This is a genomic window from Mesorhizobium sp. WSM3862 (assembly GCF_002294985.1).
GTDB lineage: Bacteria > Pseudomonadota > Alphaproteobacteria > Rhizobiales > Rhizobiaceae > Mesorhizobium.
Genome location: NZ_NSGE01000014.1, coordinates 19,139 through 38,891 on the forward strand (window position 1 = coordinate 19,139; position 19,753 = coordinate 38,891).

Annotated in this window: 18 protein-coding genes; 13 read left to right on the top strand and 5 right to left on the bottom strand. The window is 64.8% G+C overall.

Features of this window, described 5'->3' with window-relative positions; genetic code table 11:
• Positions 1–57 precede the first annotated feature (57 nt).
• The 4 genes from CK224_RS28205 to CK224_RS28220 all read left to right on the top strand — a co-directional run bounded on the left by CK224_RS28205 (position 58) and on the right by CK224_RS28220 (position 4,440).
• Positions 58–1,134 carry a pilus assembly protein TadG-related protein gene (locus CK224_RS28205; RefSeq protein ID WP_245426282.1) on the top strand — a complete coding sequence of 359 codons (1,077 nt, stop codon included), beginning with the start codon at positions 58–60 and terminating at the stop codon, positions 1,132–1,134.
• A 26-nt stretch (positions 1,135–1,160) separates the two neighbouring features.
• Positions 1,161–3,134: a pilus assembly protein gene (locus tag CK224_RS28210; RefSeq protein WP_176478045.1), complete on the top strand. Its 1,974-nt coding sequence runs from the start codon at positions 1,161–1,163 to the stop codon at positions 3,132–3,134.
• 100 nt (positions 3,135–3,234) lie between these two features.
• Positions 3,235–3,663 (top strand): DUF4440 domain-containing protein, encoded by a 429-nt coding sequence (locus tag CK224_RS28215; protein WP_095784059.1) that lies wholly within the window; start codon positions 3,235–3,237, stop codon positions 3,661–3,663.
• A 144-nt stretch (positions 3,664–3,807) separates the two neighbouring features.
• Positions 3,808–4,440, top strand: a complete 633-nt coding sequence (locus CK224_RS28220) for a LysE family translocator (RefSeq protein ID WP_095778371.1) — start codon at positions 3,808–3,810, stop codon at positions 4,438–4,440.
• Positions 4,441–4,465: 25 nt separating this feature from the next.
• Here CK224_RS28220 and CK224_RS28225 read toward each other — a convergent pair whose 3' ends face one another.
• On the bottom strand, positions 4,466–5,347 hold the full coding sequence (locus CK224_RS28225) for a dienelactone hydrolase family protein (RefSeq protein ID WP_245426284.1): 882 nt from the start codon (positions 5,345–5,347) through the stop codon (positions 4,466–4,468).
• 55 nt (positions 5,348–5,402) lie between these two features.
• Positions 5,403–6,227 carry a DUF2189 domain-containing protein gene (locus tag CK224_RS28230; protein WP_095784060.1) on the bottom strand — a complete coding sequence of 275 codons (825 nt, stop codon included), beginning with the start codon at positions 6,225–6,227 and terminating at the stop codon, positions 5,403–5,405.
• Between the two features lie 168 nt (positions 6,228–6,395).
• Here CK224_RS28230 and CK224_RS28235 point away from each other — a divergent pair, with 168 nt between their 5' ends.
• Complete coding sequence (locus tag CK224_RS28235; RefSeq protein ID WP_095784129.1) at positions 6,396–6,902, top strand: CAP domain-containing protein; 507 nt, start codon at positions 6,396–6,398, stop codon at positions 6,900–6,902.
• A gap of 325 nt (positions 6,903–7,227) precedes the next feature.
• Here CK224_RS28235 and CK224_RS28240 read toward each other — a convergent pair whose 3' ends face one another.
• The 3 genes from CK224_RS28240 to CK224_RS28255 all read right to left on the bottom strand — a co-directional run bounded on the left by CK224_RS28240 (position 7,228) and on the right by CK224_RS28255 (position 10,718).
• The gene (locus tag CK224_RS28240) at positions 7,228–8,760 is read right to left on the bottom strand and encodes a DHA2 family efflux MFS transporter permease subunit (RefSeq protein WP_095784061.1); all 1,533 of its coding nucleotides are present in this window, start codon (positions 8,758–8,760) and stop codon (positions 7,228–7,230) included.
• 297 nt (positions 8,761–9,057) lie between these two features.
• Positions 9,058–10,242 carry an HlyD family secretion protein gene (locus tag CK224_RS28250; protein WP_095784063.1) on the bottom strand — a complete coding sequence of 395 codons (1,185 nt, stop codon included), beginning with the start codon at positions 10,240–10,242 and terminating at the stop codon, positions 9,058–9,060.
• A complete protein-coding gene (locus CK224_RS28255; RefSeq protein WP_095778406.1) occupies positions 10,239–10,718 on the bottom strand; it encodes a MarR family transcriptional regulator in 480 nt (159 codons plus the stop codon). The genes CK224_RS28250 and CK224_RS28255 overlap by 4 nt, the downstream gene beginning before the upstream one ends.
• A 273-nt stretch (positions 10,719–10,991) precedes the next feature.
• Here CK224_RS28255 and CK224_RS28260 point away from each other — a divergent pair, with 273 nt between their 5' ends.
• The 8 genes from CK224_RS28260 (at position 10,992) to CK224_RS28295 (ending at position 19,735) form a co-directional block, all read left to right on the top strand.
• Positions 10,992–11,600 (top strand): CDP-alcohol phosphatidyltransferase family protein, encoded by a 609-nt coding sequence (locus CK224_RS28260; protein WP_095784064.1) that lies wholly within the window; start codon positions 10,992–10,994, stop codon positions 11,598–11,600.
• Positions 11,601–11,636: 36 nt separating this feature from the next.
• Entirely contained in the window at positions 11,637–13,424 is a 1,788-nt protein-coding gene (locus tag CK224_RS28265; protein WP_245426286.1) for a bifunctional alpha/beta hydrolase/class I SAM-dependent methyltransferase, read from the top strand.
• 12 nt (positions 13,425–13,436) lie between these two features.
• The gene (locus tag CK224_RS28270) at positions 13,437–14,768 is read left to right on the top strand and encodes a phosphatase PAP2/dual specificity phosphatase family protein (protein ID WP_095784066.1); all 1,332 of its coding nucleotides are present in this window, start codon (positions 13,437–13,439) and stop codon (positions 14,766–14,768) included.
• Positions 14,765–15,208, top strand: coding sequence for a hypothetical protein (locus CK224_RS28275; RefSeq protein ID WP_095784067.1), 444 nt, complete (start codon positions 14,765–14,767; stop codon positions 15,206–15,208). Before CK224_RS28270 ends, CK224_RS28275 begins: the two co-directional genes overlap by 4 nt.
• On the top strand, positions 15,205–15,864 hold the full coding sequence (locus tag CK224_RS28280; protein WP_095784068.1) for a lysophospholipid acyltransferase family protein: 660 nt from the start codon (positions 15,205–15,207) through the stop codon (positions 15,862–15,864). The genes CK224_RS28275 and CK224_RS28280 overlap by 4 nt, the downstream gene beginning before the upstream one ends.
• Positions 15,864–16,799: a phosphatidate cytidylyltransferase gene (locus CK224_RS28285; RefSeq protein WP_095784069.1), complete on the top strand. Its 936-nt coding sequence runs from the start codon at positions 15,864–15,866 to the stop codon at positions 16,797–16,799. The genes CK224_RS28280 and CK224_RS28285 overlap by 1 nt, the downstream gene beginning before the upstream one ends.
• Positions 16,800–17,015: 216 nt before the next feature.
• Complete coding sequence (locus CK224_RS28290) at positions 17,016–18,152, top strand: efflux RND transporter periplasmic adaptor subunit (RefSeq protein WP_245426288.1); 1,137 nt, start codon at positions 17,016–17,018, stop codon at positions 18,150–18,152.
• A 2-nt stretch (positions 18,153–18,154) separates the two neighbouring features.
• The gene (locus tag CK224_RS28295; RefSeq protein ID WP_176478042.1) at positions 18,155–19,735 is read left to right on the top strand and encodes an FAD-dependent monooxygenase; all 1,581 of its coding nucleotides are present in this window, start codon (positions 18,155–18,157) and stop codon (positions 19,733–19,735) included.
• Positions 19,736–19,753: the final 18 nt, after the last annotated feature.

The window sequence follows — 19,753 nt, forward strand, 5'->3', positions numbered from 1 at the left end:
GCCCGCAGAGCCGCTGGAACGATCAGGCAATTCCTTCGCTCCGGCGACGGCTCACTCATGCCTATCGTTGTCATGGTAATGATGTCGCTGCTGCTCGCAATCGGCTTCTCCGTCGACTACACCTCGGCGGTGACGACTAGGAGCAACATGCAAAGCGCGCTAGACGCCGCGATCCTATCGATCACCACCATGGACACCACGACCACGAAGGCAGCCCGCCAGGCGGCGTTGCAGGATGCCTATGCGGCCAATAGCGGGCTGGGAACAGTGACGTTGAAGAGCGTCGATGTCGCCGCCGACGGCACGGCGGCCTTCAGCGCCACAGCAAGCTATCCGATGCCGACCACTTTCATGGGAATAGCGAAGATCGATTCCGTGCAGATCGGCGTCGGCTCCTCGGTGCGCAAGACGCCAGCGCTGGTGCAGGCCGATTTCAAGGTGTCGAAAGTGTCGGGCTACTGGAACAAGACCATGTATCTCTACGGCACCCAGTTCGGCCAGACGAACGCACAGAGTCTGATGAGGATCGACTACACCTACAGCAACTACAAATTCAGCTACACATCCGGCAAAAACACCTACACGGTGGGCGAGCCGAAGGGCTATGGAACCACTACCGTCTACACGGTGAATGGAAGCACAGAGACGAAGGTCCAGCAGCAGGCGTGCACGACGACAGGCTCGACCACCGCGTTCACCAATCCGGTGGCGGGATCGATCCCCGGCAGCACCAAGGACACCAGAACCAACAAGACGATCTACTTCAACACCACCTGCACGACCACCACCTACCCGGCCAATGGCCCTGGCGCCGCCATCGACGTCAGCCAGATGAACCAGCTTTATCTGCAGATGAAGGTGCCCTCGGGCAATCCGCAGACGCTGCAGTCGAATGATGCCACCACCTCGAACCGGCTCTATATCGGCACCAGCCAGACCGATATGCCCGAGATCGCGACCGGGCAGAAGGTCGACATCTTTAGCGTCGTGCCTTGCGGCGAGACCAGCTACCAGGCATGGGAGGACGGTGGCAACGCGGTGCCGGCGCCGGTCTCCAATGCCGACTTCTTCTACACCGTGACCGGCAAATGCGCCTTCAACAAACGGCCATCCGAGACGGTGATGACGCAGTGAAGCACATGCAGGGCCGCTTGCCGAAGATGCGCGAATTCTGGCTTCGCTTTTGCCGCGACCGGCGTGGCAATTATGCCCTGGTGACGGCGATCGCCATGGTGCCGCTGATGGGCGCCCTGGCAATCGCAGTCGATTTCACCGAACTCAACCGCCAAAAGCAGATGGTGCTGAATGCGCTCGATGCGGCGAACTTTGCCGCCGCGAGGCGGTTGGCGGAGGGCGCCACTGACGACCAGATCAAGGCCTATGCGGTCGACTTCTTCAACGCCAACCTCAACACCATCGACCCCGCGGACGTAGCGCTCAACATCACCCTGCCCACCAGCCAGGCCGGCGGCGGCTTGCTGACAATGAGCGCCACGCTTACCTACCATCCCTATTTCTATCCGGCTTCGGCAATGCTCGTCGGCGTCGACGAAGTCGACGCGAAAAAGCCCGTTGAGCTCGAGATGAAGTCACAGGTGCGCTTGAAGAACACACTGGAAGTGGCGATGGTGCTCGACAATTCGGGCTCGATGTCGACGAAAGGATCCGGCACGGGGCAGAAGCGCATCGACCTGCTCAAACAGGCCGCCAAGCAGTTGGTCGACACGCTTGCGCAGCAGGCGGCGCAGATCAAGCAGATCGACAAGCCGGTCCAGTTCAGCCTGGTGCCCTTCGCGGCTTCGGTCAATGTCGGGCCGGACAACGACAACGCCTCCTGGATGGATGTCTACGGGCTGTCGCCGATCGCCAACGAGAATTTCGACTGGTCGACACTCAACGCCGCCGACAAGAACGCCCAGAAGATCAACGGCATCTGGTACAAGAACGGCACCGGCTGGGGAACCGAGGAAGGCCAGGCACTGACCCGCTTTTCGCTCTATCGCGACATGAAGGTGGTCACCAGCCACGAGCGCATCGTCGGCAGCAAGCGCGTCGTCTGCGACGAATACCGGTCCAACAACACCTGCAAGCGAAGCCACAACGAATACGACTACAATGACACCTACGGCCCGTTCGCGAGCTGGCAGGGCTGCGTCGAAGTGCGTCCCTACCCTTACAATGTCGACGATACGCCTGCGTCCGGCGGGCCGAACAACACCGGCATCGGGGTCGGCGACCCGGCGACCATGTTCGTGCCGATGTTCGCGCCCGACGAACCCGGCAACCACTGGAAGGTGACGCAGGATCCCGACGAGCCGAACCCCGCGACCTACGGCGCCGCCAACAGCTGGTGGAACGACGATCCGTCGAGCACCACCGGCAAGACGCGCCAATCCAACATGGCCAAATATTTCATGCCGCGGCCGATCAATGCGCCGGTGCTGGCAACGGGCGCCGGTCCCAACTATAGCTGCACCACGACGCCGGTCACGCCGCTCACCGACGTCACCACTGCGGACGGGCTGGCGGCCATCAAGGCGGCTGTCGACCTGATGCAGCCCAACGGCAACACCAACGTGCCGGAAGGCATGGCCTGGGGCTGGCGCACCGTTTCCAGCGGGGCGCCGTTCACCGAAGGGCGGCCGGAGACCGAACGCGGCAACGACAAGGTCGTCATCGTGCTTACCGACGGCGAGAACACCTATTCGACGGTGAACTCCGATCCGGCCGGCAACAAATCGACCTATGCGGCCTACGGCTATACCGGCGTCGGCTACAAAGGCACCTCGGTCACCCGCCTGTTCGGCGGCACCTCCAGCGACATCGGCCAGTTCAACTATTCCTCGGGTAACTACACCAACGCGCTCAACGAGCAGATGGCCAAGCTCTGCGACCATGCCAAGGCGGCCAACATCATGGTGATGACGGTTGCGCTCGACATGTCCGCGACCGACGCCGGCGACAAGCAGGCGATGGACGCCCTGAAGACCTGCTCATCCGACTCCCGCTTCCGCAAGGATCCCGCCGACCCCAGCAAGCCCGCCAAGCTTTTCTGGAATGCAACCGGCGCGACGCTGTCCGACAATTTCAAGGAGATTGCGAACGAGCTATCGAATTTGCGCGTGGTGGGGTAAGGGACATAAACTGACGCCGGCGCGCCAAGAAGCGAAAAGGCAGGATCAGGGGCTTGATTTCAGATAGTATTCTCTTTCCCCTTCATCGGAGGATGCTGAGATGCTGTCAGACCTCGCGAAACTCATCGAGCAGGATCATTTAGCCTTGGATGCCTTCGTCAAGGGCAATCCCGAACCATTGAAAAGTCTCTTCTCACAACGGGATGACGTCGTCATCGCCAATCCATTCGGCCCGCCGGCAAAAGGATGGAAGAAGGCTGCCGAAACGATGGACCGTGCCGCTACCAACTACCGAGACGGAGAGGTTATCGGCTTCGACCGAATTTCCGAGTACGCAACGACCGACTTGGGTTACATCATCGAGATCGAGCGGGTCCGATCCAAGGTCGGCGGCAGCGACAAGCTGATTCCGATCGCACTTCGAACCACCACTATATTTCGGCGGGAGAAAGGCGCGTGGAAGATCGTCCTTCGTCATGCCGATCCTATAACCTCGCCTCGTCCGGCAGCCTCGATCGTCGGTGAGTAGAGAGGCTACCAAAGCCCGCGGCACTGCCCGACCTGGCGCAACGAACGGCGCCGGCAAGTCCCTTGCGCTCGTGCGCGGCACAAGGCACATGTCCGTACCCGCCGGCATCGGACCTTCTCTGCCGCAGGTGCTGGAGATCAAGCCATGCCCGACGCCGCCAACCATCTGACCTTCGCGCTGATCTGCCTCGGCATGGTGCTCACACCCGGCCCGAACATGATCTATCTGATCTCGCGCTCGTTGTCGCAAGGGCCGAGGGCCGGGCTGATCTCGCTGGGCGGCGTGGCGCTGGGCTTCCTGTTCTATGTGGTGTCCGCGGCCTTTGGCATCACCGCGCTGATCTTCGCCGTGCCTTATGCCTATGACGCGCTGCGCTTTGCCGGCGCGCTCTACCTGCTGTGGCTCGCCTGGCAGGCGCTAAGGCCCGGCGGCCGCTCGCCATTCCAGGTGCGCGAGCTGCCGAAGGACAGGCCGCGCAAGCTGTTCGTCATGGGGCTGATGACCAACCTGCTCAATCCGAAGGTGGCGGTGCTCTATCTGTCGCTCTTGCCGCAGTTCATCAACCCGGCCAAGGGCCATGTGCTGTCGCAGCTTCTGGTGCTCGGCGTGACGCAGATCTCGATCAGCCTGACCGTCAACGCCATCATCGCGGTGACAGCGGGCTCGATCGCCACCTTCCTCGCCGGACGGCCGTTCTGGCTGGTCGTCCAGCGCTGGATGATGGGCACGGTGCTGACGGCGCTGGCTTTGAAGATGGCGACCGAGGCGCAGCGCTGAGATCGGATGATCAGGGCTATGGCTGTTATCCGCTGAAGGCCTGCTTCAAAAACGTGTGGACGTCGCTTGCCGATTTTTCGGCCGCAGCTGCGTTGTACTCCACCCGGTGGCCATACTGCTCGGTGCCCGTCTTGAATGACGGGGAGGCAAAGGCGTGGCGAGCGCCCTTGAAGACATCAAGCTGCACGGCGCTGCCCTTGCCGCTGCGCTGCGCCATCATTTCCCGGCAATTTTTGGCGGGGGTCCAATCGTCGAGCTCGCCGATCAGGATCAATGTCGGGACCGCCACGTCGCCATTCGTAGCCGAACAATTCGGATAGTAAGCGACAGCCGCCTTGAACTTGCGATCCATCAGCCGCTCGGCGCCGCCAAGTTGCACGGCCTCGAGCGTTGCGATCCCACCGGCGGAGAACCCCATCAACGCTGTGCGCTGCGGGTCGACGAAACTCAATTTGGACAGGAACTCCAAAGCGCCGTAGGCGTCATAAACGCGATCAGCAAACAGGCTGCCATCGGTGAGCAGGCCGTGATCACACGTCTCGCGAATACCGCGCGTGCTGAAGCTGTCGACAACGAGTACGACGTAACCCCAGGAAGACAGCCGCTGCGACCAGGTTTTCTCTACAGTTGGGAATAGGCCCGAACATCCATGGAGAACGACGACCGCCGGGAACGGCCCCTCACCCGGCGGTCGCGTCAGATACCCATTCAATGGCGTGCCAGGAATGGCCTGGAGCGCTCGCCCGTTTTGTTGCGCAATGCGCTCCTGAAACGGCGTCGGCTTCACGGCCGCGCTTTCAAAATGCACCAACTCGTCAGCGTTGGCACGCGTAGTATCAATGCAGCCGACAACCCAAAGCCCGGCCACGAAAGCCGCCCCCTTGAGCGACCTCAAGAACATCTTCATGAACCAGGCTCGGTAAACCGCTTCGGGACGTCTGCTTTGTTCGAGCCGGCGCGGCCTACATCGGCCGGCGGATGGGCCGGATATCCTGCGGCTCCACTACCTTGCGATAGAGATGCCAGGTCGCGTGGCCGAGGACCGGCATGACGACGGCAAGGCCGGCAAACAGCGGGATCGAGCCGATCACCAGCAGCACCGCGACCGTCAGGCCCCAGAGCGCCATCTGCAGCGGGTTGACTATTACGGCGCGCGCCGAAGTCTCGATCGCCGAGACGGCGCCGACATCGCGGTCGAGCAGCAGCGGGAAGGCAATCACGGTGGTGGCGAGCACCACGATCGCGAAGACGAGGCCGGCAGCGTTGCCGAGCAGGATCAGCGTCCAGCCCTTGCCGGTCGTCAGCACGTCGCTCAGGAAGGTTCCGACGGAGGCCGGCGGCTCGGCGCCGAACAGGCTGGTGTAGATCGACTGCGCGGTGAACAGCCACAGAAGGAAGAGCGCGAAAAGCAGGACGCCGATCGCCGCGATCGAGGGCAGCGCCGGCGAACGGCGCACGTCGAGCGCATGGTGCCAGCGGCTGCTCATGCCGAGCTCGCGCCGGCGGCTGATCTCGTAGAGGCCGATCGCCGCAAAGGGGCCGATCAACGCGAAGCCCGACATCAGCGGATAGACGAGCTGGATTGCACTCGAGCCGGAGGTCCACCGCGTCAGGATCAGGCCGACGACCGGATAGATCAGGCACAGGAACACGTAGTGCGAAGGCTTGGCCCAGAAATCCTCGGCGCCGAGCCTTAGCGCGTCCCATAGATCCGACGTGGTGATGTGGCGCACCGTGGGCTGCACACGCAGCCCTTGCGCGTCCGCCATGACATGAAAACCAGCCATAACCGTCCTCCGTATCGCTCGGGGGGCGGTCACCGCCTGGGTGGCCCGCCCGTGGCTGCCACTTCTAGAACGCCGGGATGATAACCGATCTCCCGGAGGATGTCGCCGCATAACGCGATTTTCATCGGCTGCCCGGCAAAAGCCACGATCGCTGGTATCAGAGGCCGGATGACCAGCCTGACCACCGATTCCCCCCATCTCGACAGACGCACATTGCTCAAGACCGTCGGCCTTGCGGCGCTCGGCGGCATTGCCGCCTGCACCAGCGTCCAGCTGCCGACCGGCGAAGCCGCCGGCGTGTCGTCTTCCGCCACAGGCACGTTGAGCACTATCCGCACATCGGCCGGACTGCCGGCGCTCATTCCGGACGCACAGCTCGAGCAGGCGGCGCTGCAGCAGGCCGGCTATATGGCGTCGCGCGCCCGCATGAGCCACACGACCGGCTGGGGCAAGGATTTCGCCTCGCGCATGAAGGGCAACGGCGTGCGTGGCGCCGCGGGCGAAAACATCGCCGAGGGACGTTTCGACCTGCAAAAGCTGTTCGACATCTGGATGCATTCGGACGGCCACCGGCGCAACATGCTCGACCCGGACTTCAGCCGCTTCGGGTTGGCTTACGTGCGCGACGGCCGCGATCCCAGCCTGCGCTACTGGGCACTGGTGCTGGGCCGTTAAACTGAAGCGCCGCCTCCGGAAAAGCCCGCGTGCTCTTTGCATCCAGGGACACTGATCCGCAGGCCGGACGTTACCCCGGCGGCTATCCATTCTGACCAGCCGGCGCGCGTCGCCGGGCGATCGTTGGCGTGGCCTCAGAGCGGCTTCACCAGGAGCGGAACGCTCCTCTGCGGACCGCAATGCATGTAGCGATTGCACACTCAGCGACAACCAGTTGCGTTCGCCGCCGCCCGCTTAGCGATCAATTCGGCGGACATAACCGAGCTGCATTTATGGCCGCAATGTCAGCGTGATTGGGACTGGCACGGAGACCGCCACCAAAACATCAATCCATATGCGCGGCCGGCGCGCCGCCCGCGGGCGCGGCCTTCGGCTTGCGCAGCAGGATGACGAACGGAACGGCAAGCAGCGTCATCACCATCAGGAGTTTGAAGTCGTTGATGTAGGAGATCATCATCGCCTGAACGTTGACCAGCCTGTCGACCTGCGAAAGGGCCATGGGATCACCGCTCGCCGCCGCGGGCGAGGCTGCCCATAGGTTGGGGTTGTAGGGGTTGATGAAGGCCCCGAGCTCGCTGTGGTTGACCTGCGTGTTCTGCACCATCAGCGCCGCAACCACCGACACGCCGATCGACGAGCCGAGATTGCGCACAAGGCTGAACAGCGAGGTGGCGTCGGTGCGGTAGCGCGCGTCGAGCGTGGCGAAGGCGACGGCCGAGAGCGGCACGAACACCATGCCCATGCCGAGACCCTGGATGACGCCCGAAGAGATGATCAGCCAGTTGTCCATCTGCGGCGTGAAGCTCGCCATGGTGTAGAGCGACTGCGCGGTGAGCAGGAAGCCGATCGCGACCAGAATACGCGCGTCGATCCTGTGCATGATGCGGCCGACGAACAGCATCGAAATCATCGTGCCGATACCGCGCGGGCCGAGCACCACGCCGATGGTGACGGTCGGGTAGCCGAAGATGTTGGCAAGCATCGGCGGCAGCAGCGACATCGAAGCCAGGATCAGCACGCCCATGACGAAGATGAAGCCGAGCCCGGTCACGAAATTGCGGTCGAGGAATATCTTTGGATCGATGAAGGGACGTTCGGACGTCACCGTGTGGATGATGAACACCCAGAAGCCGGTGATCGACAGCGCAAGCTCGATCCAGATCTCTGTCGAGGAGAACCAGTCGACCTCGCCGCCGCGGTCGAGCATCAGCTGCAGCGCGCCGACGCCGAGCGAGATCATGGCGAAGCCGAAGAAATCGAAGCTGCGCACGCGCTTGGCGACGACAGGCAGATAGGCGGCCATGCCGATGAAGGCGAGGATGCCGACCGGCAGGTTGATGAAGAACACCCAGCGCCAGTTGAAATTCTCGGTCAGCCAGCCGCCGAGCGTCGGGCCGAGGATCGGTCCCAGCATGATGCCGGCGCCCCAAATGGCCATGGCCTGGCCATGGCGTTCGCGGGGATTGATATCGAGCAGGAAGGTCTGCGACAGCGGCACGATCGCCGCTCCGAACACACCCTGCAGCAGGCGGAAGAGCACCATCGTCTCGAGGCTCCACGCCATGCCGCAAAGCATGGAGAAGATGGTGAAGCCGACGACGGAGGCCAGGAACAGCTCCTTGCGGCCGAGGCGGTCGGCGAGCCAGCCGGTGACCGGCGTCATGATGGCGGCGGCGACGATATAGGAGGTCAGCACCCAGTTGATGTTGTCGGGCGAGGCGCCGAGGTCGCCGGTCATGGTCGGCAGCGCGACATTGGCGATCGTGGTGTCGAGCGCCTGCATGACCGTCGCCAGCATCAGCGCGACCGTGATCAGGCCGCGGTGCGGTACTTCCTTGAAGGGTTCGGGCGTGCTCATGGTGCTGAACTTCCAGCAGGTAACAAAAACGGGTACATTGGGTTTCCGGGCGGCGAGGCCTTCCTTTGAGACCCTCGTCGCGGTGGGACGCGAGGACCGATGTGGGGGTTACATCGACCGGAAGTCTCTGTTGGAGCGGATACCTGCCGCCCGGAAACCTGAGGACCGACAGGTCGGTGTCGAAAGCTTCAACTTCGATCAAAGCCGCGACGCGGCTCGCCTCAAACGCTTGGCTTTCCCTCCATCCCTTCAGAGCATTCCCTTGCGGCCGCTCATGCCCGCGGGCTTCACCTTGCGTTATTGCGCGTGCTCGCCGGCCGTGGCGTGACCGAAGATCGACGGCAGGCCACGCGCGACGCCGGTATCGACGGTGACCGTCGCGCTCATGCCGGTGCGCAGCGCCATCTTGGCGTCGGGGTCGGTCAGTTCCAGGCGCACGGGAATGCGCTGGGTGACCTTGACCCAGTTGCCGGTGGCGTTCTGGGCGGGCAACAGCGAGAACTCGGCGCCGGTGCCGGCGCCGATCGCCTTGACGGTCGCCTCGAAGGTCCGGCCCGGATAGGTGTCGACTACGATCTCGGCCTTCTGGCCCGGCTTCATATGGGTCAGCTGGGTTTCCTTGAAATTGGCGTCGATCCAGGTGTCATCCGTCTCGACCAGCGCGAACAGCGGCGTGCCGACGGAGACATACTGGCCGATCTTGAAGGACGAGGCCTGGTAGACGATGCCGTCCGATGGCGCCTTCACCGTGGTCTGCGAGAGGTTGTAGGCGGCCTTGTCGCGCGCGGCGAGCGCCGACATCACGCTCGGATGCTTGTCGGTCTCGATGTCGGGGTTGCCGCCAAGCGCCGCCTTGGCGCTGATGATGCCCTGCTCGGCGACCGCAAGCTGCTGCTTGGCCTTGTCGAGGTCGTTGCGGGCCTCGTCCAGCGACGACTTGGCATTGATGCCCTTCTCAGCGAGATCGGCGGCGCGGTCATATTGCGACTGCGCATAGTCGACCTCGCTCTTGGCCGACTTCTGCTGCGCCATCGCCTGGCTGTAGGCGGCGCGCAGCTGCTCGACATTGAGCCGCGCGGCGGCGACAGCCGCGTCGGCCTGGGCCAGCGCGATCTTGTAAGGCTCGGGATCGATGACGAAGAGAAGGTCGCCCGCCTTGACCGTCTGGTTGTCGGCAATGCCGACCTGGACGATGCGGCCGGCCGTGTCGGAGGCGATCGAAATCCGGGCCTGCTGCAGGTTGGCGTTCTCGGTCTCCTGGTAGCGACCGCCGGTGACCCAAACATAGGCGCCGCCGGCGAGCAACGCCAGCGGCAGGGCGACCATCAAAAGGAAACGGCCGGTGCGGCGCTTCTTCCTCGGTGCTGCCGGTGCGGGCTGCGGCTCCGCTGCCGCGGAGACTGGCGCAGCGTCCGGCTTCGTCGGCGCTTCCATCTCGAGCTTGGTGACGTTGTCGTCTGCTTTCTTGGCTGCCGCGTTCATGCTGCCCGCCCTTCCGAATTCTTGATCTTTTCGAGGGACGACGTCTCGCCGTCCGTCAAATTCTGCACGATGGTGTCAAGCACCTGGATCAGGATGCGACGGTCTTCCGGCGACACGCCGATGAGCGATTCCTCATAGACCTCGCCGGCAAGGCTTTTGACATCGGCGTAGGCTGCGTTGGCCTTTTCGGTCGGGAAGATCATGCGCACACGCCGGTCGGCCGCGTCGGCGCGACGCTCGATCCAGCCGCCCTCCTCCATCCGGTCGACGAGGCGAGAGACGCTGATCGGCTCGATCTCGAGCAGCTCGGCAAGCCGCGCCTGCGCGACACCGGCCTCCTTGGCGACGCGGACGAGAAGCCGCCATTGCGCCGAGGAAAGGCCCAACCCGCTGGCGCGCGCCTCGAAGCGCTTGCGCATGAGGCGCTGCACGTCGTGGATCAAAAATCCCAATCTGTCGATGCCGTCTGAAACCATGAGCGGCATATATAATAAGCGTGCTTACTATTCAAGTGGCATGCGTTGTTCCAGGAGCCGGCAACCGCATGCGGCCATGCCAGGGCTGCATGGTCGAAGCTCGCCAAGGCGGGCATGAGAGCGCCACAGAGCGCCGGCTCCGGCGTCGTCTTCAGGCAATGGGTGCATGGCACAGTGCCAACCGCCTGGCATCCAATGTGTTTTAGCAGCTGTGCTGGTGCCGTTCGGCATGTTTGTGATACATCTGGCGGCGAGGATCGGGGGATCATCGCAATGCCGACGCTCTATGCGCTGAAGCCGGCTTTCCAGGACAGGTTGCGGCCGCTGGTCAACAGGTTGGCTGCATCGGGCATGACCGCCAACGGCATAACGATCGCGGCTGCGCTGCTGTCCATCGCGGCTGGATCGGCGATCGCGATCCTCCCCGATTGGAGCCCGCTGCTCTTCCTCATCCCCCTGGTGCTTTTCCTGCGCATGGCGCTCAACGCCATTGACGGCATGCTGGCACGGGAACATGGCCAGGCTTCGACGCTCGGCATGTACCTCAACGAGATCTGCGATGTCGTCTCCGACCTTGCGCTGATCCTGCCGTTTGCCGCCCTCTCCCAATTCGGCGCCTGGGGCGTCGTCGCCTTTGCCATCGCCGCGGCGCTCACCGAGTTCGCCGGCGTGCTCGGCATCGCCGCCGGGATCGGGCGAAACTATGCCGGGCCGTTCGGCAAGAGCGACAGGGCGCTGGCGCTCGGCGTGGTCGCCGTGCTCGCCGCGGCCGGGCTCTGGCCGGAGGCAATCGCGCCGTTTGTGTTTCCGGCCATGGCTACGCTTTCGCTGCTGACCGCCATAAACCGGATACGCGCCGGTCTTATTGGCAGCACCGGCTGAGCACCGAGACTCGCCATGCCGTCCGGGGGAACCACCATGCTTCACGAACAGGTCGCCAGCGCGCCGGCGGACGGACTTGCGCGGCAGGCGCAGGAACGCACCTTCCGCAGCCATGACGGCACGCAGATCTTTTACCGCTACTGGCCGGCGATGCAGGCCACGACCAAGGGCGCGGTCGTGCTCTTCCATCGCGGGCACGAGCATGGCGGCCGCATGGCGCATCTCGTCGACGAACTCAGCCTGCCCGACTACGCCTTCTATGCCTGGGATGCGCGCGGCAACGGCCGCTCCGCCGGCGAGCGCGGCTACGCTCCGTCTTTCGCCGCGCTGGTGCGCGATATCGACTGTTTCATGCGCGAGATCGCCGCCAGGGACGGTTTTGCCGCGCAGGACATCGCGTTGATCGCGCAGTCCTTCGGCGCGGTGCTGGCGGCCGCGTGGGTGCACGACTATGCGCCCAAGCTGCGCGCCATGGTGCTCGCCTCGCCCGCCTTCTCGGTGAAACTCTATGTCCCTTTCGCCAAGGAAGGCATCGCGCTGTGGCAAAAGATCAAGGGGCGCTTCTTCGTCAATTCCTACGTCAAGGCGAACCTTCTCACTCATGACCCTGTGCGCATCGCTTCCTTCGAAAACGACAAGCTGATCACAAGGCCGATCGCCTCGAACATTCTGGTCGAGCTCTATCAGCACGCGGCGCGCATCGTTGCCGATGCGCGCGCCATCACCGTGCCGACGCAGCTTCTTCTGTCGGGCAGCGACTGGGTGGTGCGGCACGCGCCGCAGCACGAGTTCTTCGTCAATCTCGGCAGCCGCGCGAAGGAGCGCCACGTGCTGCCGGGCTTCTTCCACGATACGCTGGGCGAGCGCGACCGCGCCAAGGCGCTCGACCTGATCCGGCCGTTCCTTGAAGCGCAGTTCGCGGCACCCGCGGAAGCTGTCGACCTGAAGCAGGCGGACATCGCCGGCTACACGCGCGACGAGGCCGACCGCCTCGCCTCGCCGCTCGATCTGCTTTCGCCCAGGGGCCTCTACTGGGCGATGAGCCGCGCCTTCATCCGCATCGGCAGCTGGTTCTCGCAAGGCATGAAGGTCGGCGTCACCACCGGCTTCGATTCCGGTTCGACGCTCGACTATGTCTATGAGAACGAGCCGCGCGGCCTGGGGCCGATCGGCCGCATGGTCGACCGGACCTTCCTCGACGCCATCGGCTGGCGCGGCATCCGCCAGCGCAAGCTTCACATCGAAGAGCTGATCGGCTCGGCGCTGGCAATGCTGAAGGCCGCTGGGCGGCCGACCAACATCCTGGACATTGCGTCTGGTCACGGTCGCTACGTCCTCGATGCGATCGACATGAGCCGGGAGCAACCGACCAGCGTTCGGCTGCGCGACTATTCCGACCTCAATGTCGAGCGCGGCCGCAAGCTGATCGCCGAGCGGCAATTGCCGGCCAGCGTATCGTTCCAGCGCGCCGACGCCTTCGACGGCGACGGGCTCGCCGCGCTCGATCCGGCGCCGGACCTCGCCATCGTCTCCGGCCTTTACGAGCTCTTCTCCGACAATGCGCTGATTGCGCGCTCGCTCGGTGGCCTTGCCCGCGCCATGCAGCCGGGCAGCCTGCTCATTTACACCAACCAGCCCTGGCACCCGCAGCTCGAAATGATCGCGCGCAGCCTGACCTCGCATCGCGGCGGCCAGGCCTGGGTGATGCGGCGGCGCACGCAAGGCGAGATGGATCAGCTGGTCGAGGCGGCAGGCTTCGAGAAGCTCGACCAGCGCATCGACCAATGGGGCATCTTCACCGTCTCGCTGGCAAGGCGGCTTTAGGACCACCGCCGCATGCCTTCCAGTGCCGAGCCCCCGCCACTTTCACCCAGCGCCGAGCCCTATGGGCGTGTCGTCCTGCGCGCAGCGCTGTGGCTCGCATGCCTTGCGCCTTTCTTCTATTCGACCTACGGCTTCGCCAATTGGCTCGCCTCGACGCGCGACCATGTCGGCAGCATCGTGTTCTCCTGGGAACACCATGTTCCGTTCGTCGCCTGGACGATCGTGCCCTACTGGTCGATCAACCTGTTCTACGGACTGTCGCTCCTGCTCAACGACAGCCGCCAGGGCGTCGACCGGCTGGCCGGCCGCTACCTCACCGCGCAGATCATCGCCGTCGCCTGCTTCATCCTGTTTCCGCTGACCGCCACATTCGTGCGGCCGGAAACGAGCGGCCTGCCGGGTTTCCTGTTTGCGGTGCTCGGCGGCTTCGACAAGCCGTTCAACCAGGCGCCGTCGCTGCATATCGCGCTGTTGGTGATCATCTGGGATCATTGGCGCCAGCGCCTCGCCGGTCCTTTGCTGGGGCTCTGGCACGGCTGGTGCTTTCTGATCGGCGCCTCGGTGCTGACCACCTGGCAGCATCATTTCATCGACATCCCGACCGGCGCGCTGCTCGGCTTCTTCGCCCTGTGGCTCTTTCCGGCACGGGGCGAGCTGCCGTTCGCCGGTTTCCGCCTGACTACCGACGGCAAGGCACTGCGGCTTGCGCTATACTACGCGCTGGGCGCCGCTCTGGCGCTAACGGGCGCTGCGGCCGGCGCCTTCTTCTCCGCCCTCGCCTTGTTGCTTCTATGGCCTTCGCTGGCGCTGGCCATCGTCGCCTTCGCCTATGCCGGCGCCGGCGCGAAAGTGTTCCAGAAGACCGCGGATGGCCGTGTGTTGCTGGCAAGCCGCATCCTGCTTTGGCCCTATCGTCTGGGCGCCAAGGTCAATGTCTGGGCCTGGACGCGCAAGCTGCCGCCGGTCGTGGCGGTCAGCGACGGCGTCTTCCTTGGGCGGTTCCCGAACGCCGCCGAGGCTGACGGCTTCGGCACGGTGATCGATCTCGCCGCCGAGCTTGAGCGACCGGGCGACGCGCCGGGCCGCTGGCAAAGCTTCGGCATGCTCGATCTGCTGCCGCCGCCGGCGGATACGCTCGACCAAGCGGTGGCCGCGATCGAGCCGGCGCGCCGGCATGGCACGGTGCTGGTCTGCTGCGCGCTCGGCTTCCAGCGCAGCGCCACCGTCGTCGCCGGATGGCTCGTCGCGACCGGCCGCTCGCACACGCCATCCCACGCGCGCAAGCAGCTCGCCGCGTCCGGACGACCGGTGCATCTTCGCGTCGGGCTGGATGAGCCGGCATGACGGACGAGACCTACCAGCAGCGGACAGCCGCCTTTGCCGCCATGCTGATCAAGCACGCCGCGTGGCCGGCCGCGATCGTGCTCGTCTGCGACGGCTTCTGGCCTTTGGTCGCCTCGGCGCGCGGCGCGCTCCAGGCGCCGATCGCGGTGCTGGCGCTGCTGGTCGCGGCGGCAAGCGCCGTCGTGGTGCTTGGGTTTTCGGCGCTTCTCGCCTTCGACGCGCTGCTGTTCCGGCTGATGGCGAGCCATGACGATGAGCGTTCGGGATGCGCCGCTGTCGACGACGTCCTGGCGCGCATGCGGCTCAAGCCCGCCTCCTCGTCTCCGCGCCCCCTCGACGACCGCATCGCCGGAACGCGCCGCCTGCTTGCCCGGCAGCGCATCGCCTTCGCGATCTTCGTCATCGCGTTCCTGACAGCCGGATTCTGGATGCCGGGATGAACAGGCTGTCGCTCCGGACCTTCCCCCTGCTGCAGACGGCGACCTCGGTCGGCCTGTCGGCGCTGGCCCGGGCGGTGACCGGCGTGCGTCCGATCTGGAGCGGTTGCCAGCCATCGGACCGGCAGCGCATCTATTTCGCCAACCACACCAGCCATGGCGATTTCATCCTTTTGTCGGCCTGCCTCAGCGAAAGAGAACGCGCCACCACACATGCGGTCGCCGCCGCCGAATATTGGCGAAAGTCGCGGCTGCGCCGCTTCATCGCCGAGGACATGCTGTCCTCCGTGCTGATCAGCCGGCAATGGACGAGGCCGGAAGAGAACCCGATCTCCGTCATGCTTTCCGTCCTCGACCGGGGTCATTCGCTGATCATCTTCCCGGAAGGCACGCGCAACATGAGCGACGAGCTGCTGCCGTTCCGCTCCGGGCTCTACAATCTGTCGATGGCGCGGCCGGAAGTGGAGCTGATCCCGTGCTGGATCGAGAACATGTCGCGCGTGTTGCCCAAGGGCCAGTTCCTGCCGGTGCCGCTGCTTTGCCGCGTCGTCTTCGGCGCGCCGGTGGCGGTAGCGCCGGGCGAGGAACGCCGCGCCTTCCTCGAACGCGCCCGGGCCGAACTTCTGGCCCTCAATCCCCGTCCTGATCGAGACGAATGATGCGCCACGAAATCAGCATCCTGATCATCGGCCTTTTCGTGGTGCTGACCACGGCCAGCGCCACCGCCGCCGTGCTGTCGGCGCGGGCGCCGAAGCCGCTCAGCGCGACGCTGACCAACCTCACCCAGCGCATCAATGCCTGGTGGGTCATGGTGGCGCTGATGACGGTCGCCTTCTTCTTCGGCCGCTACGGCATGACCATCCTGTTCGCGCTGATCTCGTTCGCGGCGCTGCGCGAGTTCGTGACCTTGACGCACAGCCGCCGCAGCGACCATTGGGTTCTGCTCGGCATGTTCGGCATCGTCATTCCGGTCCAATACTGGCTGGTGTGGACGGCCTGGTACGGGCTGTTCGTGATCTTCATCCCGGTCTACTGCTTCCTGCTGATGCCGGCGATCACGGCGCTGCACGGCGATACCGAGCGCTTCCTGGAGCGCGTCTCGGCGCAGCAATGGGCGATCATGATCGCGGTCTATTGCGTCAGCCACGTCCCTGCGCTGCTGACGCTGAACGTGCCCGGCTTCGAGGGCCGCAACCTGCTGCTCGTCGCCTTCCTGATCATCGTCGTGCAGGGCAGCGACGTGCTGCAGTACATCTTCGGCAAGCTGTTCGGAAAGCACCGCTTCTCGCCAAAGGTCTCGCCGTCGAAGACCTGGGAGGGGCTGATCGGCGGGCTCGTCGCCTCGAGCCTGCTCGGCGCGCTGCTCGCCTTCATCACGCCGTTCTCGCCATTGCAGGCCTCGGCCGTCGCCTTCGTCGCCTGCACGATGGGATTCCTCGGCGGGCTGGTCGCTTCCGCAATCAAGCGCGACCAGGGCGTGAAGGATTGGGGGCATCTGATCGAGGGCCATGGCGGCATGCTCGACCGCACCGACAGCCTGGTCTTCGCCGCGCCGATCTTCTTCCATCTGGTGCGCTATTTCTGGACGGTTTGAGCGTCCGCGCATCGGCGTCTTCCCTGCGCCATTCCAAGGCCGCCTCACCCAAACATCGGAAAATTTTCAGAAACCGTTCGGGATTTCCGGAGCCGGAAGCGCCAAGAAGATCGGGCTGGCGAAAGACAGGCAGCGAAGCCCGATTTCCTCCAGCCAATTGATTTCCCGGTCGCCGCATCCTCCCCGCGCGGCCGCAACCTTGGTCATGGAGACAACATGATTGCACTTTTTCATAACAGGCCGCTGCGGCGCCGCCTTGTCGCCGGATCGATCGCCGTTCTTGCCTGCGGCGGCGCCATGGTCTGGCACGGCGCCAGAAGCGAGGCCTCGAACGTGAAGCCGGCCGCGGCCGAGACGAAGCTTGTCAAGGCCGTCGCGGCGGTCCCGATGCTCAGCGCGGATACCCGTATCGCCATCGGCGAGATACGGCCGAGGCTCGAAAGCGACCTCGGCTTCCGCATATCGGGCAAGCTGCTCGAACGCGTCGCCGAGATCGGCTCGACGGTGAAGAAGGGCGAGGTGCTCGCCCGCATCGAAGACCAGGACTATCGCAACCGGCTCGCCAGCGCCGAGGCCGAGGTCGCGGCGGCACAGGCCGTGCTTGTCGAGGCAAAAGCCGCGGAGGCCCGCATCGGCGCCCTGCTCGCCAAGGGTTTTACCACCCGCGCCAATTATGACGCGACACTGAAGAATCTGCGTTCGGCGCAGGCCAAGCTCAAGTCGGCGAACATCGCCTTCGACATGGCCAAGGACCAGCTCGGCTATACCGAGCTGCATGCGGAATTCGACGGCATCGTCACCGCCACCGGAGCCGAAGCCGGCCAGTCGGTCAATGTCGGACAGATGGTGGTGCGGGTTGCCGATCCGGAGAGCCGCGACGCCGTGTTCTCGATCGCCGAAGCGGTCTTCGCCAACGCACCCGATACGAAGCACCCGCCAAAAGTGACTGTCTCGCTGCTCAGCAATCCGGCGATCACCGCGGTCGGCAGCATCCGCGAGATCGCGCCTATGGCCGACGCCGCGACCCGCACCTTCCAGGTAAAGGTCTCGATCGAGAATGCGCCCAACGAGATGCGCTTCGGCGCAAGCGTCGCCGGCCGCGCCGAGATGGGCGGCGCGCCGGTCATGGTGCTGCCGGGCAGCGCGCTGTTCGACAAGGACGGCAAGCCGGCCGTGTGGGTCGTGTCCGCCTCGTCGGCGGTGGAGCTCAAGCCGGTCACGGTCGCCCGCTACGAGACCGACCGTGTCGTGGTCAGCGGCGGGCTCGCCAAAGGCGACCTGGTCGTCACCGCCGGCGTGAACCGGCTGCGGGAACACGAAAAAGTGCGTATCGTTGAAGGAGAGGAAAAATGACCATGTCCAAGACAAAGGTCTTGATTGCCGGCGCCGGCCCGACCGGGCTGACGCTCGCTCTCTGGCTGACCAGGCTCGGCGTCCCGGTCCGCATCTTCGACAAGGCCACCGGTCCGGGTGAAACCTCGCGCGCGCTCGCCGTCCAGGCGCGCACGCTGGAGTTCCATCGCCAGATCGGCATTGTCGAGGACATCCTTGCCGAGGGCATCCGGCTGGAAAGGCTTACGTTGCATACGCCGGCCGGCGTCGCAGCGCGGCTGCCGCTTTCCGATTTTGGCCGCGGCATCAGCCCCTACTCCTTCGCCTTCGCGCTGCCGCAGGATATCCATGAACGCGTGCTGATCACGCATCTGGAACGCGCCGGCGTCGAGGTCGAGCGCGGTACGGAGCTCGTCGCCTTCCAGGACAAGGGTGACGCGGTCATCGCGACCCTTGCGCGGAACGGCAAGACGGAGACCGTCAGCGCAGCCTATCTCGCCGGCTGCGACGGCGCCCGCAGCACGGTACGCCATGGGCTGAACATTGGCTTTCCGGGCGGTACCTACGAGCAGGCCTTCTACGTCGCCGACGTGAAGGGCACGGGCAACGTCACCCGCAATGGCATGGACACGACCATCAGCACCTATGGCTTCGCTATCGTGATGCCGGTCCGGCAGTCGGGCTCGCTGCGCCTCATTGGCATCGTGCCGAAGGCGCATGAGGCCGACGAGACGATCAGCTTCGAGGCGATCCGCGCCGATGTCGAGCGCGACACCGGCGTCACGGTCGAGGAGGTCAACTGGTTCTCGACCTATCGCGTCCATCATCGCGTCGCCGAGCGCTTCCGCGCCGGCCGCGTGTTCCTCGTCGGCGATGCCGGACACATCCATAGCCCGGCCGGCGGCCAGGGCATGAACACCGGCATGGGCGATGCTGTGAACCTCGCGTGGAAGCTAGGCGCCGTGGTGCAGGGCCGTGCCGATCCGCGCCTCCTCGACAGCTACGAGCCGGAGCGCATCGCCTTTGCTCACAAGCTGATCGAAAGCACCGACAAGGTGTTCCGCTTCATCACCAACCGCTCGCGGCTGGTCGGCCTGTTCCGGCGTTACGTGATGCCGAAGGTCATGAACATCGGGCTCCACACATCGTTCGGGTCGCGCGCATTCTTCGGCGTGATCTCGCAGACGGCGATCGAGTACCGCGCCGGGCCGATCAGCTCGGGCATGGCGGGCAAGGTCAGCGGCGGCGATCGTCTGCCCTATGTCGCCGGCAACGTCATGGGCGCGGGCGGCGACAATTTCGAGCCGCTGCGCTCGCTCGACTGGCAGGTCCATGTCTATGGCGAGGTCAATTGCGATTTCCGGGCGATGCTCGCACCGACAGGAATTGCAGTGCATGCCTTCGCCTGGACAGACGCAGCCGGGAAAGCCGGCCTGCAGCGCGACGCAGCCTATCTGGTGAGGCCGGACGGCCATGTCGCGCTCGCCTCGCCAGTCCAGGAGGCAGCCGCCTTCCAGCGCTATCTCGCGGGCCTCGCCATCAGGCCGAGAACCGCCGAGCGCGCGCCTTACCGTGTGCCGGGCACCATGCACAGCCTGGCCTGAATTGCGACAGTGCCCGCC

What these genes read in the sequence shown, in the direction of transcription:
- CK224_RS28205 (WP_245426282.1), top strand. Translation starts at nt 58, where the DNA reads ATGCCTATCGTTGTCATGGTAATGATGTCGCTGCTGCTCGCAATCGGC.
- CK224_RS28210 (WP_176478045.1), top strand. Translation starts at nt 1,161, where the DNA reads ATGCGCGAATTCTGGCTTCGCTTTTGCCGCGACCGGCGTGGCAATTAT.
- CK224_RS28215 (WP_095784059.1), top strand. Translation starts at nt 3,235, where the DNA reads ATGCTGTCAGACCTCGCGAAACTCATCGAGCAGGATCATTTAGCCTTG.
- CK224_RS28220 (WP_095778371.1), top strand. Translation starts at nt 3,808, where the DNA reads ATGCCCGACGCCGCCAACCATCTGACCTTCGCGCTGATCTGCCTCGGC.
- CK224_RS28225 (WP_245426284.1), bottom strand. Translation starts at nt 5,347, where the DNA reads ATGAAGATGTTCTTGAGGTCGCTCAAGGGGGCGGCTTTCGTGGCCGGG.
- CK224_RS28230 (WP_095784060.1), bottom strand. Translation starts at nt 6,227, where the DNA reads ATGGCTGGTTTTCATGTCATGGCGGACGCGCAAGGGCTGCGTGTGCAG.
- CK224_RS28235 (WP_095784129.1), top strand. Translation starts at nt 6,396, where the DNA reads ATGACCAGCCTGACCACCGATTCCCCCCATCTCGACAGACGCACATTG.
- CK224_RS28240 (WP_095784061.1), bottom strand. Translation starts at nt 8,760, where the DNA reads ATGAGCACGCCCGAACCCTTCAAGGAAGTACCGCACCGCGGCCTGATC.
- CK224_RS28250 (WP_095784063.1), bottom strand. Translation starts at nt 10,242, where the DNA reads ATGAACGCGGCAGCCAAGAAAGCAGACGACAACGTCACCAAGCTCGAG.
- CK224_RS28255 (WP_095778406.1), bottom strand. Translation starts at nt 10,718, where the DNA reads ATGGTTTCAGACGGCATCGACAGATTGGGATTTTTGATCCACGACGTG.
- CK224_RS28260 (WP_095784064.1), top strand. Translation starts at nt 10,992, where the DNA reads ATGCCGACGCTCTATGCGCTGAAGCCGGCTTTCCAGGACAGGTTGCGG.
- CK224_RS28265 (WP_245426286.1), top strand. Translation starts at nt 11,637, where the DNA reads ATGCTTCACGAACAGGTCGCCAGCGCGCCGGCGGACGGACTTGCGCGG.
- CK224_RS28270 (WP_095784066.1), top strand. Translation starts at nt 13,437, where the DNA reads ATGCCTTCCAGTGCCGAGCCCCCGCCACTTTCACCCAGCGCCGAGCCC.
- CK224_RS28275 (WP_095784067.1), top strand. Translation starts at nt 14,765, where the DNA reads ATGACGGACGAGACCTACCAGCAGCGGACAGCCGCCTTTGCCGCCATG.
- CK224_RS28280 (WP_095784068.1), top strand. Translation starts at nt 15,205, where the DNA reads ATGAACAGGCTGTCGCTCCGGACCTTCCCCCTGCTGCAGACGGCGACC.
- CK224_RS28285 (WP_095784069.1), top strand. Translation starts at nt 15,864, where the DNA reads ATGCGCCACGAAATCAGCATCCTGATCATCGGCCTTTTCGTGGTGCTG.
- CK224_RS28290 (WP_245426288.1), top strand. Translation starts at nt 17,016, where the DNA reads ATGATTGCACTTTTTCATAACAGGCCGCTGCGGCGCCGCCTTGTCGCC.
- CK224_RS28295 (WP_176478042.1), top strand. Translation starts at nt 18,155, where the DNA reads ATGTCCAAGACAAAGGTCTTGATTGCCGGCGCCGGCCCGACCGGGCTG.